We start from the raw sequence: 16,874 nt of genomic DNA, 5'->3' as shown, positions 1-16,874 counted from the left end.
CATGGCCTGCACGAACGCGACCGCCGCGAGCCCCCTCGCGGCGCCCGTCACCGCAGCGACCGCGCCGTCCCTGCCGGGCGGTGCGGCGCCGGGCGACACGTCCACTCTGCGGCGCGGCATCGCCGTCGGCCTGGTGGCCGCGAGCATCGGCGCGCTCTATACCGTGTTCGCTCGCTGGGGTGTGGCGCAAGGACTGGCCGCGCAGGACATGACCGTGTTGCGCTTCGGCGTCGCCGGTCTGCTCACGCTGCCGGTGCTGTGGACCGCGCTGCGGCGCGACGCCGCGGGCCTGCGGCGCCGTTGGCGCGCCTGGCTGGGGGTGAGCCTGCTGGCCGGCCCGCCCTTCGGCCTTCTGATGTTCGGCGCGCTGCAGTGGGCGCCGCCCAGCCACGCGGCGGTGTTCCCCTTCACCGCCATGAGCGTGATGGGCACGCTGCTGGCCATCTGGGTGCTGGGCGAGCGCTTCACGGCGCGCAAGGCGCTGGGCATTGGCGTGGTGGTCGGCGGCCTGCTGGTGCTCTCGGGCGTGTCGCTGGGCAGCCTCACTCCGCGCGCCATGCTGGGCGATGCGATGTTCCTGCTCGCCGGCACGCTGTGGGCCGGCTTCGGCATCGTCATGCGCCGCGAGCGCTTGGATCCGCTGTTGGCCACGGCGGTCATCTCGGTGGTGGCGCTGCTGACCTACGTGCCGGCGTACTTCGCCTGGGCCGGGACCGAGCGGCTGCTGTCGGCCGCGCCGTCCGTGCTAGCGGTGGAGGTGCTGGTGCAGGGCGTGATCGCCGGTGCCGGCACGCTGTACACCTATTCGCGCATGGTGGCGCTGCTGGGGCCTTCTCGCGCGGCGGTGTTTCCGGCGCTGGCGCCGGGTATTGCGGCGCTCATGGCCTGGCCGGTGTTGGGCCACGTGCCCCAGGCCAGCGAATGGCTGGGCCTGGGCATCGTGATGGCGGGGCTGGTGATCACGGTGCGGCCGGGGCGGGGCGATCAGGGGAGGCGACGGAACCGCCGCCGCGCCGGCCGGGACTCAGGCGATTTGTTGCACTCCGAGTCACCATGCCGAAAAAGTCCGCGCCGTCATCCGCCACGCTCCCGCCCCGAACCCACCTCGCGCCAAGGATCCGGGTGCCTGCCACCCCCGTGAACCATGAGGAAAGCCCCTCGTCCGCATCGCAAGCCCGTATCCAGCTGCTGGAGCAGCACGGTCTCGTCGTGCCGGACCGACACACGGGGGGAACGACGGGGCTTTACCGGTTCATCGACAACGAACCCCTATCCCGCGACGACTGCGCAGAGCTGTCGGACTGGCTGAGGCAGGACCGGCCACAAGACATCGATCTGCTGCGAGCCATGCAAGCCATGGAGAGCAGCTTCGTTCCCGTGCTGGACCTGACACGCACGGGTGCCGATCACTCTCTCGACACGTGGGCCCAGCTGGCACAAGACAACGCGCAGCTGCTGATGGATGCCCAGCGATGCGAACTGCGCTTCGCCGTGCAGTTGGACGAGACACTGGCGTGCGGAGTCGCCTTGATTCTTGCGCAGGCCATGACAGACGAGCGGTCGAAAGCCCGCGTCACCGAACTCCGGTTCCCGTCACGACCGCCCCACGTGCACTACGAGGACGTGGACAAGGTGCTTCGCTACGCCATCGACCACTGCAAAACCCCGCTCTGCGTGCGCGGCACCCTCGACGTGCTGCGCTTGATCCATCGACCAGTTGCGCTCCTTGACCTGGTGGCATCCGACACCCAGTCCCACCAAGAGGAGTTGATACGCGTTCTGAAGCTGAGAAACGGAAGAATCATTTTCAGAAGCGACTATTCGCGGGCATTCCTGGCATTTGCCCGCTTGATCAAGGCGTTCAACGCCAGTCAGCCATTGCCGGATTGGGTGAACAGCGTCGAGCTGCACGGGCTGGACCTCTCACCCAATGACTTCCTGCTTCACCCAACCGACGTGTTCCTTGACGGCTCGGCACGCGATGAGATGCGCGAAACGCTAAAGTTGTTGTTGTCCACCAATCACCTTGACGAGCTGATCGTGTCCGAGGTGAGTTGGATGCAACTGGCGAGCGTGCAAGACATCGTGGACAGTGCACATCAGGGTTCGCTGCAAACCCTGTGCATCCAGTCCCGCGAAGGGCTTGACGATGGCGCCCACGATTTCGGCAATACGCTGCGTCTGCAGCGGGTGACGACGCTGCTGGAAGGCCCGCTGGCCAAGCGCCATGAGCGTGAATTCTGGATCACGTTCCGGACCGGTCAAGCGCTGTCGGTTGTGCTCACCCGCGGCCACGAGATCGATGGCCTCGCCGCCCAGATTGCCTGGGACTTCAGCGAAACGCCCACACGCCATGCCCTGGTCCTGGTCAGCAAAGCCACATTCCACGCGGCCAAGGCGGCCCGCCAGGAACAGAATCTGCTAACCAGCGGCGTCGACGACGGATCGGTCTTGCGGGTGTGAGGCCGTCGGCGGTGCTGCCTCCAGGCGCTTTCCTCAAGGCGCCTTGCGCAACCAGGCGTACCAGCCCATCACCACCCGCCCCTGCTCCTCGCGGATCGCGCCGGCCTCGATGGCCTGCACCGCCAGACCGTGCGCGGTGGCCAGGCGTTCGATGAGTTGGCGGGAGTGCGCATAGCGCAGGCTGGGGCGCAGTTGCAGCTCGCGGCCGGCGTCGGCTTGCTCCACGCTGAAGGCGAAGCTGCCGCCCGGCGCGAGGCGCGCAGCGGCGGCGGCGAAGACCTCGTCGAGCGGGCCCACGTAGATGAAGACGTCGGCCGCGACGATGAGTTCGGCCGGTGCGTCGCCGGCGCGCAGGAAGCCCAGCAGGTCGCCGTGCGCCACGTCGCGGTAGGCGCCGCTGGCGCGGGCGCGCTCGACCATGGCCCGCGAGGCGTCCACGCCTTCGACGGCATCCGCGTGCGGCGCGATGAGCCGTCCACACAGGCCCGTGCCGCAGCCCAGGTCCAGCGCCAGACCCAGGCGGCGGCCATCGCTCAGCAGCGGCTTGAGCAAGGTCTCGGGCGCGGTGTACTTGAGCTGCGCGAGCAGGTGGTCCTGGAACTCGTCGGCGTATTGGTCGAACAGCGCCCCGGCGTACACCGGCGGCGGTGGTGGCGGATCGCGCAGGTCCTGCACCGCGGCGAGGAAGTGGCGGTGCAGTGCGGGCTCGCCGCCGTGCTTCACGGCTTCTTCGTAGCAGCGCGCGGCTTCTTTCAATTGGCCGGTTTCGCGCATCAGGTGGCCGCGCTGGCTCCAGGCCTCGGGCTCGCGCGGGTCGATGGCGAGCGCGTCGTCGAGCGCCTGCAGGGCCTCGCGCGGGCGGTCCTGCCGGAGCTCGCACTGGGCGATGGACAGGAACAGACCAGGCACCTGCGCGCCCAGTGCGATGGCCTGGCGCAGCGCGTGCGCGGCGCCGGCCCACTGGCCTTTGGCCTCGCGGCTCAGTCCCAGTGCGGCCCAGGCGTCGCGGTGCGTGGGGTCGGCCAGCAGCGCGGCGTCGAGTTGTGTGATGGCGGCGTCCCACTCGCCCAGGCGGCACAGGGTGACGCCCAGGTTGGCCAGCACCGACGGACGGCCCGGAACGAGCGCGAGCGCTGCTTCGTAGTCGGCGCGCGCCGCGGCCAGGCGGCCGGCCTCGAAGTGCGCGTTGCCGGAGAAGAAGTGCGCCTTGGCGCGTTCGGTGGTGTCGTCGGACATGGGCGGGCCTGCGATGGAACAGCCGCGCATCGTAGGCGATGGCGCCGGTGAATCGGCCACCTTCTGCCCGACGCAGCCTCAGGCGAGGGCCATCACCTCGCGCACCTGCCGCGCCACCGTGTCGGCGAACGCCGGGTCGTTGATGTGCAGGTCGAGTTCGATCAGTCGGTGCGCCTCGCTCGCGGCGAAGCACCGGCGCAAGGTGTCGAACAGCGCGGCGTTCGCCTCGGGCGCGTGGAAGGCCTGACCCGGCGCATCCAGCATCGACAGGCCGCGCAGCGGCAGCAGCAAACGCACCGGCCCGCGCGCCCGGTTGAGCTGTTCGGCGATGCGCTCGCCCGCCGCGCGCAACTCGTCGGCGTTGCTGCGCATCAGCGTCACGTCGGGGTTGTGCACGTGGAACAGGCGGTCGCGGTGGCGCTCGGGAATGGTGTGGCGCGCGCCGAAGTTGATCATGTCGAGCGCACCGAGCGAGCCGACCCAGGGCAGGCCGTGGCGGGCGGCGGCGTCCAGGCGGTTCGGGCCCGCGTCGCACACGCCGCCGTGCAGGTGCTGGCCGACCTCGGTGGTGGTCAGGTCCACCACGGCGTTGAGCAGGCCGGCGGCGGCCAGCGCTTCCAGCGTGCGGCCACCCGAGCCATTGGCGTGGAAGACCTGGGCGTCAAAGTCGGCCTGCAGGATGGAGCGCACGGCCTGCACGCACGGCGTGGTGACGCCGAACATGCTGAGGCCGATGGCGGGCTGGTCCTGCGCGGCGTCGAGCGCGGGCGCGTGGTGCGTGAGCATGCCGGCCATGGCGTGCGCCGCGTTCGCCAGGATGGTGCGCGAGAGCCGGTTGAGCCCCGCGATGTCGGTCACCGGGTACATCAGCATCAGGTCCATCACGTCCACGTAGGGCGCCACGTTGCCCGAGGCCATGGTGGACACCAGCAGCTTGGGCATGCCGATCGGCAGGCGCCGCATGGCGGGCGCAATCATGGAGGTGCCGCCCGAGCCGCCCAGGCCCAGCATGCCGGCGATGCGACCGTCGGCCAGCCCGGCGAGCACACACAGGCCCAGGGCCTCGCCCATGGCGGTGACCGCCTCGCCACGGTCGCTGGTGCCGAACACGGCACCGGACCCGCGTGGGTGGTGCGCGGCCACGTCGCGCGCGCCCAGGTCGGCCACGCCCTCGGCGCCACGCGTGCCGATGTCCACGGTGAAGACACGCACCCCGGCCGCACGCAGCAGGCCGGCGACGTAGTCGAGCTCCGGCGCCTTGGTGTCGAAGGTGCCGACCACCCAGGCCGGCGCCGTTGCCACGTTCATCGCTTCGGGCCGAAGTGCGCGTCCACGCACTCGAAGAAGGTGCGGAAGGTGCCCTTCACGCGCTCCACGGCCTCGGCCTCCTGGTCGGCGGGCACGTCCCACTCGGCCCACCATTCGCCGAAGCACTTGTCGCCTTCGGTGATGGGCAGCAGGTGCATCTCGGCCACATAGTTCGTCCAGTCGGCGTCGATGTGCAGGATCTTGTAGCGGCAGCGGTGCGTGTCGTCGGACAGCGCCAGCAGTTGCTCGCGCAGGGTGCCGCCGCCGTCGCGCACGGTGAAGTGGCGCACGCAGCCCACCTGATCGGCGGGTTTGCCGTCCTCGATATAGGACTTCTCGAAGTACGGGTGGTATTCCCCGAGGCGACCGAAGTCACGCAGGTAGCCCCAGGCCTGCTCCAGCGTGGCGTTCATCACCGCGCTCACGTAAACCCTTGCCATGTGTTTGTCTCCTGTCTCGTGTCTTGTGTGTCGCGTTTGCCTTCAGCCGGCGGCCACCTGCCGAAAGCGCTCCACGTGGGCCTTGATCGCAATCTCGGTCGGCAGTCGCTCCATGCTGCTGGCGCCATAGAAGCCGTTGCAGTGCGAGCTGTGCTTCAGCACGTACGCCACGTCCTCCGGGCTGCTGATGGGGCCGCCGTGGGCGATCACGATCACGTCCTTGCGCACCCGGCGCGCTGCCTCACCCCACTCGTCGATGAGCTGGACACAGGCGTCCAGCGACTTCGCGGTGGTGGCGCCGATGGTGCCACCGGTGGTGACGCCCATGTGCGGCACGATGAAGTCGGCACCGGCCTCGGTCATGGCCACGGCCTCGGCGGCCGAGAACACGTAGGGCGTGGTGAGCAGGTCCAGCGCGTGGGCCTGGCCGATCATCTCGACCTCGGTGGCGTAGTTGATGCCGGTCTCTTCCAGGCTCTGGCGGAAGGTGCCGTCGATGATGCCCACGGTGGGGAAGTTCTGCACACCGGAGAAACCCAGTTCCTTGAGCTGCTTCAGGAACACCGGCATGACGATGAAGGGGTCGGTGCCGTTGACGCCGGCGATCACCGGCGTCTTCTTCGCCACCGGCAGCACCTCGCCCGCCATCTCGAGAACGATCTGGTTGGCGTTGCCGTAGGCCAGCAGACCGGCCGATGACCCGCGCCCGGCCATGCGGTAGCGGCCCGAGTTGTAGATGACGATGAGGTCGATGCCGCCGGCCTCCTCGCACTTGGCGGAGATGCCGGTGCCGGCGCCGCCGCCGAGGATGGGCTGGCGCGCGCGCACCATGGACTGGAACTTGTCCATGAGGGCCTGGCGTTCGAAACGCGGCATGGGGAACTCCTGTGTGTGACGAAGGGGAAGGTTCAGGAACGGCGGCGCGCCACGAAGGCATTGAACGCGCCGGCGATGCCGGAGCGGAAACAGAGCACGCACACCATGAAGATCAGGCCGGTGACCAGCGTCACCCAGCCACCGAAGGCATCGAGGTAGTACTGCAGCGCCACCACCAGCGCGGCGCCGATGGCCGGGCCGAACACCGTGTGCAGGCCACCGAGCAGGGCCATGAGCACCACGTCGCCGGAGAGGTGCCAGTGCACATCGGTGAGCGCGGCCACCTGGAACACGATGGCCTTCATCGAGCCCGCCAGGCCGGACAGGCCCGCCGAGAGCACGAACAGCATGAGCTTGTAGCGCTCCACCGGGTAACCGAGCGAGCGGGCGCGTGGCTCGTGCTCGCGGATGGCGACGACGACGTGGCCGAAGGGCGAATGCACCACGCGGTGGATGAGCCACAGGCCCGCCAGCGTGAGGGCCAATACCAAGTGGTACATCGCGAAGTCGCTGCGCAGGTCGATGAAACCCAGCAGCGCGCCGCGCGGGATCTGCTGCAGCCCGTCCTCGGCGCCGGTGAAGGGCAACTGCAGGAATATGAAATACACCATCTGCGCCAGCGCGAGCGTGATCATGGCCAGGTAGATGCCTTGGCGGTGGATGGCAAGCGCACCGAACACCGCGCCCAGGCCGGCGGCGAACGCGGTGCCCACGAGCAGCGCCAGCTCGGGCGGCAGGCCCCAGGTCTTGGCGGCCAGGCCGGTGAGGTAGGCCGCACTGCCGAAGAAGGCCGCGTGACCGAAGGACATCATCCCGCCGAAGCCCAGCAGCAGGCCGTAGGCACAGGCGAACAGCGCCATGCACAAGAGCTTCATCACGAAGACCGGGTACAGCAGCTGCGGCACCCAGGGCACGACGAGCAAGGCGGCGATCAAAACGATGAGGGCAATGGGCGTGATTCGCCGCCGGGCCGCCCCAAGGCGAATCGCACCCCCTTGGGGGGCAGCGACCCGCGCAGCGGCGGAGCGTGGGGGCACGGTGTTCATTGCGAGCCCTCCCGGCCGAACAGGCCCCGTGGCCGGAGCAAGAGCACCAGCGCCATCACCACGAAGATGATGGTCGTCGACGCCTCCGAGTAGAAGACCTTGGTGAGGCCTTCGATGACGCCGATGCCCAGCGCCGTGACGATGGAGCCGAACACCGAGCCCATGCCGCCGATGACCACGATGGCAAAGACGATGATCACCAGGTTGGAGCCCATGCCTGAGTTCACGTGCAGGATGGGCGCGGCCAGCACGCCGGTGAAGGCCGCCAGCGCGATGCCCGCGCCGTAAGTGATCGTGAGCAGCAACGGCACGTTGACGCCGAAGGACTGCGTGAGCGCCGACTTCTCGGTGGCGGCGCGCAGCCGCGCGCCGAGCGCTGTGCGCTCGATCAGCCACCAGGTGGCCCCGCAGGCCAGCAGCGCGGCCACGATCACCCAGGCGCGGTAAATCGGCAGCACCATGAAGCCGAGGTTGAACACGCCGCGCAAGGCTTCGGGCACCGGATAGGGCTGGCCCGATGTGCCATAGGCCACGCGCAGTCCGCCCTCGATGAACAGCACCAGGCCGAAGGTGAGCAGCAGGCCGTAGATGGGGTCCAGGCCATACAGCCGGCGCAGCAGCAAGCGCTCAAACGTGCCCCCCAACGCGCCCACCACCAGCGGGACCACGAGCAGGGCCATCCAGTAGCCCAGGCCCAGGTAGAGGTGCAACATCCAGGCCCCGAAGGCGCCCAGCGTGAAGAAGGCACCGTGCGCGAAATTGACGATGCGCAGCAGGCCGAAGATGACCGCCAGGCCCAGGCTGAGCACGGCGTAGAAGCAACCGTTGACCAGGCCCAGCATCACCTGGCCGGCGATCACCGGCAGCGGCAGGCCGAAGATTTCAATCATGCGAACCCCGCTTGCCTATCATGCGAGCGCCATGCGCAACCCTCATCCCGACATCTCCGTTGAGACCCATGTGATGGGCGAACACTCGGTGCAGACCGTGGTGCGCGCCGAACAGTGCGAAGCGCTCGCGGCGCGCCGCATCGCGCACGTGGCGGTGGTGGATGCGGCCGTGCCCTACACCATCGTGCGCACCCACCTGAGCGGCGCCTTCATGCAGGTGTGCCTGGAAGGCGAAGGCCGCACCTTCCTGGACGGCCGCTGGTACACGCACAAGCCCGGCAGCGTGAGCTTTTCTCCCGCGCACGTGCTGCATGCCTTCCACTGCGTACCGGGCCAGCGCTGGCGCCTGGCCTGGGTGCGCTTCATGCCCGAGTCGCCCTACTCCGTCGACGGCGCGCTCTCGCCCACCATCTCGCCCTTCGACGGGCGGGTGCTGGAGCACGCCATCCTGGGCCTGGCCAGCGAGATGGAGGGTGCGGCCGACCCCGGCACCTGCGGCGTGTGGGTCGATGTGATCGAGCGCTACGCCGCGCGCATCCTGGCGCCGCTGCAGCGCGAACCACGCCTGGTGCCGCTGTGGAACGCGGTGAAGGCCGACCTGGCGCGCGACTGGAACCTGGCCGAGATGGCCGCGCTGGCCAGAACCAGCGAGGAGAACCTGCGCCGCTTGTGCCAGAAGAGCCTGGGTCGCAGCCCGGGCAAGCAATTGGCCGCGCTGCGCATCGCGCACGCGGCGCACCTGCTGGCCACCAGCGAGGACAAGGTCGAGGTGGTGGCGCGCAGCGTGGGTTACGCGAACCCCTTCGCGTTCTCCAACACCTTCAAGCGGATGACGGGGTTTCGCCCCTCGGAGTACAGGCGGCGGCCGCAGGCGACGTGAGTGCTTCATCGCGTCAAACACCAATACGCGACGCGATCGCGTCGAAATCGCGCCGCATCGTCGCGGCGTCGAAACCATCGACCACGCGGCCCGAGGCCATGAGGTAGTGCCGGTCGGCCAGGTTGGCCGCGAAGCGCACGTTCTGCTCGACCAGCACGATGGTGTAACCACGGCCACGCAGTGTGGCGATGAGCTCACCGATGCGCTCCACGATCACCGGCGCCAGGCCTTCGGTGGGCTCGTCGAGCAGCAGCACGCGCGCACCGGTGCGCAGGATGCGTGCGATGGCCAGCATCTGCTGCTCGCCACCCGAGAGGTGTGTGCCGGCCGACGCGGCGCGCTCGGCCAGGTTGGGGAACAGCGCGAGCAGTTCGGCCTCGCCCATGCCGCCCTCGGCCACCACGGGCGGCAGGCGCAGGTTCTCGCGCACGCTCAGGGTGGCGTAGATGCCGCGGTCGTCCGGGCAATGGGCGATGCCCTGGCGCGCGATGCGGTGCGGCGCCAGGCCGATGAGTTCCTGGCCGCGCAAGCGAATCGCACCCTCGCGCCGCCCGACCAGGCCCATCACGCTGCGCAGCAGCGTGGTCTTGCCCGCGCCGTTGCGGCCCAGCAGGGCCACCACCTCGCCCTCGTTCACGTAAAGGCTGGCGCCGTGCAGGGCCTGGCTGGGGCCATACCAGGCGCGCAGCTCGCGGATGTCCAGCAGCGGCTCAGCCATGGCCGGCCTCCGTGGAGACCGCGGCGTGCGTCTGCGTGTGCGTGCCCTGGCCCAGGTAGGCCTCCACCACGCGTGGGTTGCGCGAGACCTCGGCGTAGTCGCCCTCGGCCAACACCTCCCCGCGCGCCAGCACGGTGATGCGGTCGCACAAATCGGCCACCACCGACAAGTTGTGCTCAACCATCAGCACCGTGCGCCCCCGCGCGGCGCGGCGGATGAGCTGCGCGGCCTGCGCGATGTCCTCGGCGCCCATGCCGGCCATGGGCTCGTCGAGCAGCAGCACGCGCGGGTTCAGGGCCAGCGTGGTGGCCAGCTCCAGCGCGCGCTTGCGGCCGTAGGGCAGCTCGGCGGCGGGCGTGGCGGCCCACTCGCTCAGGCCGACCTCGGCCAGCAGCTCGTGCGTGCGCTCGTCGAAGCGTGAGAGCACCCGCTCGCTGCGCCACCAGTCCAGCGAATGGCCGCGCTCGCGCTGCACGGCCAGGCGCACGTTCTCGAACACGCTGAGCTGCCCGAACACCGCCGAGATCTGGAACGATCGCACCAGCCCGTCGCGCGCCACCGCGTCGGCCTTGCGGCGCGTGATGTCTTCGCCCTGGTAGCGGATGCGGCCCGCCGTCGGATCGATGAAGCGCGTGAGCAGGTTGAAGCAGGTGGTCTTGCCCGCGCCGTTGGGACCGATGAGCGCGTGGATGCTGCCCTCGGCCACCGACAGGTTCACGTCGCGCACGGCGTGAAACCCGTTGAAGCTGCGGCTGAGCCCCTGCGTGTCGAGAACGGCCCTCACTTCTTGACGAGGTAGCAGGTGCTTTGCGACAGCGGCATGAAGGCCTGCTCCGCCGGTATCGTTTTGACCGGCTTGAGGTAGTCCCACGGGCCCTTGGATTCGGCCGGGCTCTTCACTTCCCACAGGTACATGTCGTGCACCATGCGGCCGTCGGCGCGGATCTTGCCGTTCCTGGTGAACATGTCGCTGATGGGCAGTTCGCGCATCTTGGCCGACACGGCGTCCGGGTCGTCGCTGCCCGCGGCCTGAACGGATTTCAGGTAGTGCATCGTGGACGAGTAGTCGCCCGCGTGCGCCATGTTGGGCATGTGGCCCACGCGCTGCTGGAAGCGGCGAGCGAAGGCGCGCGACTCGTCGTTCATGTCCCAGTACCAGGCATTGGTGAGTTGCAGGCCCTGCGCGGTCTGCAGGCCGAGCGAGTGCACGTCCTGGATCCACAGCAGCAGCGCGGCCAGCTTCTGGTTCTTGGTGACACCGAATTCCTGCGCGGCCTTGATGGCGTTGATGGTGTCGTTGCCGGTGGAGGCCAGGCCGACGATCTTGGCCTTGGACGCTTGCGCCTGCAGCACGTAGGAAGAGAAATCGGTGGTGCCCAGCGGGTGGCGCGCGGCGCCGACCACGCGGCCCTTGTTGGCGCGCACCACCTCGCTCACCTGCTGCTCCAGGCCGATGCCGAAGGCGAAGTCCACGGTCAGGAAGAACCAGGTGTCGCCGCCGCCTTCGGCGATGGCCTTGCCGGTGCCGTGCGCGAGCGAATAGGCGTCGTAGGCGTAGTGCACGGCGTAGGGTGAGCACTGCGCGTTGGTGACGCCCACGTTGGAGGCGTTGTTGACGATGACGTGGCGCTTCTTCTCCTTGGCCACGCCGGCCACGGCCAGGGCCACGCCGGAGTTGGCCAGGTCGTTGATCATGTCCACGCCGCCGGTGTCGAACCACTCGCGGGCCTTCGCGGCACCCACATCGGCCTTGTTCTGGTGGTCGGCGAAAACCACCTCGATGTTCTTGCCGAACACCTTGCCGCCGAAGTCCTCCACGGCCATCTTGACGGCCTCGACCGCGCCCTTGCCCGAGATGTCGGCGTACACGCCCGAGATGTCGGTGAGCACGCCGATGCGCACCACGTCGTTGGACAGCGTACCCGACTGGGCCTGCGCGCTACCCACGCCCGCGGCCACCACGCTGGCGGCCGCCCAATGCAACAGTTTCTTGCCCATGTGTCTCCTCTTGGATGGTCAGCCCCGAACCGGTGTTCGAGTGGGGCGAATCCTAGGAAGGCGGGGCCGCGTGAACCATGGGCCGAAGGCACAGGCGTCTACTCAAAACCCACATTCCTTCGGGTCGTCCCGATGCGGGTTATCCCGCACCGGCGGTGGGCGGGCGAACGGTCCATCGTGGGGGCGTCCTCGCGCACAGGCGCTGGGCGGCCCGCCGGCGACGGCCACAATAGCCCGCATGGAGCTCGTATTCATCCATGGCCCTGTCGCCTGCGGCAAGCTGACCATCGCCAGGGCCTTGGGCCGCACAACCGGCTACGCCGTTTTCCACAACCACCTGATCGTCGATGCGGTGGCGGCGGTCTTCCCGTTCGGCAGCGAGCGCTTCGTCAGGCTGCGCGAGCGGTTGTGGCTCGACCTGCTGCGCGAGGCGGCCGAGGCGCGGCGCTCGACCATCTTCACGTTCGCGCCCGAGCCCACCGTCGCCGACGGCTTTGCGCAGCGCGTCGCCGAGGCGGTGAAGGCCGCCGGGGGCCGCACGAACTTCGTCCAACTGACCGTTCCGGCCAGCGTGCAGGAACAGCGCCTGACGGCCCCCAGCCGGGCGGAGTTCGGGAAGCTGCGGTCACTGGAGCTGCTGCGGGAACTGCGCCCCCAGTTCGAGGCCTCGGAACGTGCGATGCCGCGCGCGCAGCTGGTCATCGACACGGCGGTCCTCGACCCCGAAGGCGCCGCGCGCGCGATCGCCGAAGGCCTCGGCTTGCCACGGTCAAGATGAAGCCGCGCGCGGCCACCGCCGGCCCTCACAGGGCCAGGTGTACATCGCCACCACCGTTCCCTTGTGCCGCTGCTTGGCGCGCGAAGGGCAGTCGAGCCCGACCATGCCGGTCAATGCACCGCTGTCGTCGAAAGCGCCCCAGAAAGGCACCGACACCGACGCCAGGCGTTGCCGAGACTCCTCCGGTGGTCGTGAGCGCTCGGTCTGCCAGTCGGACGTAAAAGCCTCGGGGTGCTCACGCAGCGCGCGCAAGCGCAGTTCGCGGTACGCGGCGGCGTCGTCGGGCGTGAGGCGGCGGATGGGCATCGGGGCCAGGTCGTGAACGCGGGCATGGGTGTCTGGGCCCGCTCGCGGCATCGCGCCAACGCAGCCCCATGTCCAGCCGGCTATCCTACGACCCGCCATCTCGGGACAGCCTGTCCAGCCAGACTTCAGGAGCCTTGTTTTGAACTTCCATCGGTCTTGTTCCCTTTGCGTCCTCTCGCTGGCGGCTTGGTTGACCGGCTGCGCCAGCACCCGCCCGGACCCCGCGCCCGCCAGCCAAACCGCCCCCGCCGCCACCCAGGCCAGCGCCCCGAAACCGGCCGCCGGCCAGTGGCGCGTGCCGATGCTGCGGGTAAAAACGGACTGCGGCAGCTGCGAGGTGAGCGAGACCGTGCGGGGGTACATCACCGACGCCTATGCCCGGATGGCCGCTGAGGAGGGGGCGCAGATGTCCAGCACCGACGTGGCCACCCTGACCATCAAGTCCTACACCGCGCGATCGGGTTTCGCCCGCCTCACGGCCGGGGCCCTGGCGGGTAAGGACGAGATCAAGGCGACCATTGAGCACCAGGGCAAGTCCCATGAGGTCGAGGACTACTACCGCAACGCCTGGCAGGGCATCGGCCAGGTCGCGGAGAACATCGGCGAACTCGCCTACAGCAAGTTGAAGCAGCCGAAGTGATCGGGCGGGCCGGCGGCGTCTGCCGGCCCCGCCCGTCCTCGCTCAAACCTTCGAAAAATCCGGCTTGCGCCGCTCCATGAAGGCGCCAAAGGCCTCCTTCGCCGCCGGTTCACGCAGCATGCGCCCGAAGCTCTCGCCCTCTTCGGCGATGGTGCGCAGCACGCGCTCTTCCTGCCCCTTCTTCATGAGCCGCTTGGTCTCCACCAGCGAGCTCAGCGGCTTGGCCGCGAGCTTCTTCGCCACCGACTGCGCGTAGTCGTTGGCTTCGGTGGGCGGCAGCACGCGGTTGACCAGGCCCACCTCCAGCGCGGCTTCGGCCATGAAGGGCTCGCCCAGCAGCAGGGCCTCGGCGGCACGGTGGTACCCCAGCATCTGCGGCACCAGCAGGCTGCTGGCGGCCTCGGGGCACAGGCCCAGGTTCACGAAGGGCATGGAGAAGGCGGCGTTGTCGCCTGCGTAGACCAGGTCGCAGTGGAACAGCAGGGTGGTGCCCACGCCCACCGCGGGGCCGCACACCGCCGCCAGCAGTGGCTTGGGGAAGGTGGCGATGCCCTTGAGGAAGCGAAACACCGGCGAGTCCAGGCCGGCGGGTGGGTTGTTCAGGAAATCGCCGATGTCGTTGCCGGCGGAGAACACGGTCTCGTGGCCCTGCAGCAGCACCACGCGCACAGCGGGGTCGTCCACCGCGCTGGCCAGGGCGTCGGCCATGGCGCCGTACATGGCCGAGGTGATGGAGTTCTTCTTGTCGACCCGGTTGAGGGTGACGGTGCGGATGCCGGCTTCGGTGTGGACGAGGATGTCGCTCATGGTCGTTCGCTGGAAGGGTTGAACACAGCAGCCGGGCAAGTTACCACGAAGGCCCCCGGGGCGCCCTAGACTTGCCTCCCTCGACCTGTCTCTCACACGACGCTCATGCGCCTTCGTCTGCCCCGTCCGTCGCGCTTGCCGTTCCTCCTGCTGCTGTGTTTCCTGTTGCCGGGCCTGGGCCTCGCGGTCGCCCCGGCGCACGCCCAGGACAAGCTGCCTCAAGCCCGGGAGGCCACCGCAGCCCAGGCGCCCCTGCCCCCGCAGCCGCGCCCGCGCGTGGCGCTGGTGCTCTCGGGCGGCGGCGCGCGCGGCTTCGCGCACGTGGGCGTCATCAAGGCGCTGGAGGCCGCGCGGGTGCCGGTGGACCTGATCGTCGGCACCTCCATGGGCGCCATCATCGGCGGCCTGTACGCCAGCGGCATGACGGGCGAGCAGCTCGAGCGCGAGATCCTGTCGGTGGAGTGGAACGGCCTGTTCAATACGCGCCAGCCGCGCCAGATGCTTTCGCAGCGTCGCAAGGAGGAGGACTTCGAGCTCTCGCCGGTGCTCCTGCTCGGGTTTCGCGATGGCGAGTTCCGCCTGCCCACGGGCGCGGTGTCTTCGCGCTCATTGGAGATGCTGCTGCGTCGTTACACCCTGCCCACGCGCCACCTCAGCAGCTTCGACGCGCTGCCCACGCGCTTTCGCGCGGTGGCCACCGACATGGAGACCGGCCAGGAGGTGGTGATGGACCGCGGCGACCTGGCCGCGGCGCTGCGCGGCAGCATGTCGGTGCCGGGCGTGTTCTCGCCGCTGGGGCTGGACGGGCGCATTCTGGGCGACGGCGGCCTGGTGAACAACCTGCCGGTGAGCGTGGCGCGCGAACTGGGCGCCGAGGTGATCATCGCGGTGAACATCGGCACGCCGCTGGCCGGGCGCGAGACGCTGTACTCGCTGGTGGGGATCACCACGCAGATGGTGCACATCCTCACCGAGCAGAACGTCAAGGCCAGCATCGCCATGCTCACGCCGCGCGACCTGCTGCTGACCCCGCCACTGGGCAAGCTCACCTCGGCGGACTTCGACCAGGCCGCGGAGCTGGTGCGCCTGGGCAACGCGTACGCGCAGACCGTGGGGGCCGCGCTCGAACGCTTCGCGGTGGATGAGCGCCAGTACGCCGACTGGACGCAAGCCCGGCACAGCCAGAGCGAGCTCAACGCCACCCGCGTGGGCACCATCGCGGGCATCCGCTTCGAGGGGGTGGACGAGGCTCGCGCGCAGCGCCTGGGTGTGGGGCTGGAGCACCTCAAGGGCCAGCGCGCCGACGTGGACGTGATCGAACACGACATGGAGGCCCTGGCCGCCAGCGGCGACTACGAGCGCGTGGACTACCGACTGGTGCGCGACCCCGACAGCGGCGGGGAAGACCTGGTGGTGGGCCTGCGCGAAAACAACTGGGGACCCAACTACCTGCGCGTGGGCATCGACCTGCGCACCGACTTCCGTGGCGAGGGCGCCTTCAACCTGCGCATCAGCCACAACCGGCACTGGCTCACGCCCAGCGGCACCGAATGGCGCAACCGCGTGCAGCTCGGCGAGACGCTGGGCCTGTACTCCGAGATCTACCAGCCGCTGGGCCTCTCCGGCGAGACCTTCGTGGCGGGCTACGGCGACATCACCGTGCGCAAGATCGACCTGTACGACAGCGAAAGCCGCCCGCTGGCGCGCATCCAGCGCGAATCGCTGCGGCTGGGCGCCGACATCGGCTGGCCGATCGGCCGCCAGGGCTCGGTCGGCGAGATGCGCCTGGGCGTGCTGACGAGCGCGCGGCAGTCCGAGCTGGAACTGGTGCAACCGGGCTTCGACATCCTGCCCGGCGTGCTGAACGTGCATTGGCGCGAGGCCGGGGTGCGCGCCGCCGTGATGGCCGATCAGCTCGATTACGCCAACTTTCCCTCGCGCGGCTACCGCGCCTTCGGCGAGGTGGTGGTGGGCCGGCGCGAGGTGCGCGGCGGCGAGCGCAGCAGCTTCGCGCGCGTCGAAGGCTCGTTCACCGGTGTGCGCAGCTTCGGTCAGCACACCTTCAACGTGGGCCTGCGCTTCGCGCACGCCAACAACATCCCGATCGGCGCGATCGACGAGTACTCGCTGGGCGGTTTTCAGAACCTGTCGGGCTTCCGCTCCGGGCAGGTGGCAGGCAACTACCTGGCCTTCGGCCGCCTGACGTACTACCGCCGCCTGCCCTGGGATGTGGGCATCGCGCGCGCGCTGTTCGTGGGCGGCTCCCTGGAGGCGGGCAACGCCTGGCTGGACCGCCGCGAGGTGTCCTTCAGCGACCTGCTGGCCGGCGGCAGCCTGTTCGTGGGCGCGGACACGGGCATCGGCCCGCTGTACCTGAGCGTGGTGAGCGCGCCCAAGGGCTTCACCGGGCTGTACCTGTTCCTGGGCCGGCCCTGAGCGGCGGGGCGGTTGGACGACCCTACGAACAGAGCGATAATCCGGCAATCTG

General features: G+C 69.3%; 17 protein-coding genes. 6 read left to right on the top strand and 11 right to left on the bottom strand.

Annotated elements, in window-relative coordinates; genetic code table 11:
* The first annotated feature begins 1 nt into the window (after nt 1).
* Together GTO19_RS06385 and GTO19_RS06380 are read left to right on the top strand one after the other, a co-directional pair.
* Nucleotides 2-1,141, top strand: coding sequence for a DMT family transporter (locus GTO19_RS06385; RefSeq protein WP_291019303.1), 1,140 nt, complete (start codon nt 2-4; stop codon nt 1,139-1,141).
* Nucleotides 1,138-2,463: a hypothetical protein gene (locus GTO19_RS06380; protein ID WP_291019300.1), complete on the top strand. Its 1,326-nt coding sequence runs from the start codon at nt 1,138-1,140 to the stop codon at nt 2,461-2,463. The genes GTO19_RS06385 and GTO19_RS06380 overlap by 4 nt, the downstream gene beginning before the upstream one ends.
* A gap of 33 nt (nt 2,464-2,496) precedes the next feature.
* On the opposite strand, the gene GTO19_RS06375 is transcribed toward GTO19_RS06380, so the two are convergent.
* The 6 genes from GTO19_RS06375 to GTO19_RS06350 form a co-directional block, all read right to left on the bottom strand.
* Nucleotides 2,497-3,699 (bottom strand): tetratricopeptide repeat protein, encoded by a 1,203-nt coding sequence (locus GTO19_RS06375; RefSeq protein ID WP_291019298.1) that lies wholly within the window; start codon nt 3,697-3,699, stop codon nt 2,497-2,499.
* Nucleotides 3,700-3,777: 78 nt separating this feature from the next.
* Nucleotides 3,778-5,007 carry a Tm-1-like ATP-binding domain-containing protein gene (locus tag GTO19_RS06370; protein WP_291019295.1) on the bottom strand — a complete coding sequence of 410 codons (1,230 nt, stop codon included), beginning with the start codon at nt 5,005-5,007 and terminating at the stop codon, nt 3,778-3,780.
* Nucleotides 5,004-5,447 (bottom strand): SRPBCC family protein, encoded by a 444-nt coding sequence (locus GTO19_RS06365; protein ID WP_291019293.1) that lies wholly within the window; start codon nt 5,445-5,447, stop codon nt 5,004-5,006. Before GTO19_RS06365 ends, GTO19_RS06370 begins: the two co-directional genes overlap by 4 nt.
* Nucleotides 5,448-5,489: 42 nt before the next feature.
* On the bottom strand, nt 5,490-6,323 hold the full coding sequence (locus GTO19_RS06360) for a phosphoenolpyruvate hydrolase family protein (RefSeq protein ID WP_291019291.1): 834 nt from the start codon (nt 6,321-6,323) through the stop codon (nt 5,490-5,492).
* A 32-nt stretch (nt 6,324-6,355) separates the two neighbouring features.
* The gene (locus GTO19_RS06355; RefSeq protein ID WP_363302957.1) at nt 6,356-7,246 is read right to left on the bottom strand and encodes a branched-chain amino acid ABC transporter permease; all 891 of its coding nucleotides are present in this window, start codon (nt 7,244-7,246) and stop codon (nt 6,356-6,358) included.
* Nucleotides 7,247-7,365: 119 nt separating this feature from the next.
* Complete coding sequence (locus tag GTO19_RS06350) at nt 7,366-8,259, bottom strand: branched-chain amino acid ABC transporter permease (protein ID WP_291019288.1); 894 nt, start codon at nt 8,257-8,259, stop codon at nt 7,366-7,368.
* Nucleotides 8,260-8,290: 31 nt separating this feature from the next.
* Here GTO19_RS06350 and GTO19_RS06345 point away from each other — a divergent pair, with 31 nt between their 5' ends.
* The gene (locus tag GTO19_RS06345) at nt 8,291-9,139 is read left to right on the top strand and encodes an AraC family transcriptional regulator (protein ID WP_291019286.1); all 849 of its coding nucleotides are present in this window, start codon (nt 8,291-8,293) and stop codon (nt 9,137-9,139) included.
* 13 nt (nt 9,140-9,152) lie between these two features.
* Here GTO19_RS06345 and GTO19_RS06340 read toward each other — a convergent pair whose 3' ends face one another.
* Genes GTO19_RS06340 through GTO19_RS06330 form a run of 3 tightly spaced genes read right to left on the bottom strand, consistent with a single transcriptional unit; the run spans nt 9,153 to nt 11,855 of the window.
* Nucleotides 9,153-9,857 carry an ABC transporter ATP-binding protein gene (locus GTO19_RS06340; protein ID WP_291019284.1) on the bottom strand — a complete coding sequence of 235 codons (705 nt, stop codon included), beginning with the start codon at nt 9,855-9,857 and terminating at the stop codon, nt 9,153-9,155.
* Complete coding sequence (locus tag GTO19_RS06335) at nt 9,850-10,641, bottom strand: ABC transporter ATP-binding protein (RefSeq protein ID WP_291019282.1); 792 nt, start codon at nt 10,639-10,641, stop codon at nt 9,850-9,852. Before GTO19_RS06335 ends, GTO19_RS06340 begins: the two co-directional genes overlap by 8 nt.
* On the bottom strand, nt 10,638-11,855 hold the full coding sequence (locus GTO19_RS06330) for an ABC transporter substrate-binding protein (protein ID WP_291019279.1): 1,218 nt from the start codon (nt 11,853-11,855) through the stop codon (nt 10,638-10,640). Before GTO19_RS06330 ends, GTO19_RS06335 begins: the two co-directional genes overlap by 4 nt.
* Before the next feature lie 238 nt (nt 11,856-12,093).
* Between GTO19_RS06330 and GTO19_RS06325 the strand changes: the two genes are divergently transcribed.
* Nucleotides 12,094-12,633 carry a shikimate kinase gene (locus GTO19_RS06325; protein WP_291019276.1) on the top strand — a complete coding sequence of 180 codons (540 nt, stop codon included), beginning with the start codon at nt 12,094-12,096 and terminating at the stop codon, nt 12,631-12,633.
* On the opposite strand, the gene GTO19_RS06320 is transcribed toward GTO19_RS06325, so the two are convergent.
* Nucleotides 12,625-12,939: a hypothetical protein gene (locus GTO19_RS06320; RefSeq protein WP_291019274.1), complete on the bottom strand. Its 315-nt coding sequence runs from the start codon at nt 12,937-12,939 to the stop codon at nt 12,625-12,627. The two genes, GTO19_RS06325 and GTO19_RS06320, sit on opposite strands and share 9 nt — an antisense overlap.
* Before the next feature lie 139 nt (nt 12,940-13,078).
* Here GTO19_RS06320 and GTO19_RS06315 point away from each other — a divergent pair, with 139 nt between their 5' ends.
* A complete protein-coding gene (locus GTO19_RS06315) occupies nt 13,079-13,579 on the top strand; it encodes a hypothetical protein (RefSeq protein WP_291019271.1) in 501 nt (166 codons plus the stop codon).
* A gap of 42 nt (nt 13,580-13,621) precedes the next feature.
* On the opposite strand, the gene GTO19_RS06310 is transcribed toward GTO19_RS06315, so the two are convergent.
* Nucleotides 13,622-14,386: an enoyl-CoA hydratase gene (locus tag GTO19_RS06310; protein WP_291019269.1), complete on the bottom strand. Its 765-nt coding sequence runs from the start codon at nt 14,384-14,386 to the stop codon at nt 13,622-13,624.
* A 105-nt stretch (nt 14,387-14,491) separates the two neighbouring features.
* Between GTO19_RS06310 and GTO19_RS06305 the strand changes: the two genes are divergently transcribed.
* The gene (locus tag GTO19_RS06305) at nt 14,492-16,822 is read left to right on the top strand and encodes a patatin-like phospholipase family protein (RefSeq protein WP_291019267.1); all 2,331 of its coding nucleotides are present in this window, start codon (nt 14,492-14,494) and stop codon (nt 16,820-16,822) included.
* Nucleotides 16,823-16,874: the final 52 nt, after the last annotated feature.

The organism is Hydrogenophaga sp. (assembly GCF_011772445.1).
Classification (GTDB): domain Bacteria; phylum Pseudomonadota; class Gammaproteobacteria; order Burkholderiales; family Burkholderiaceae_C; genus Hydrogenophaga.
The sequence above is the reverse complement of the archived record's forward strand: the minus strand, read 5'-3'. Positions and strand labels throughout refer to the sequence as shown.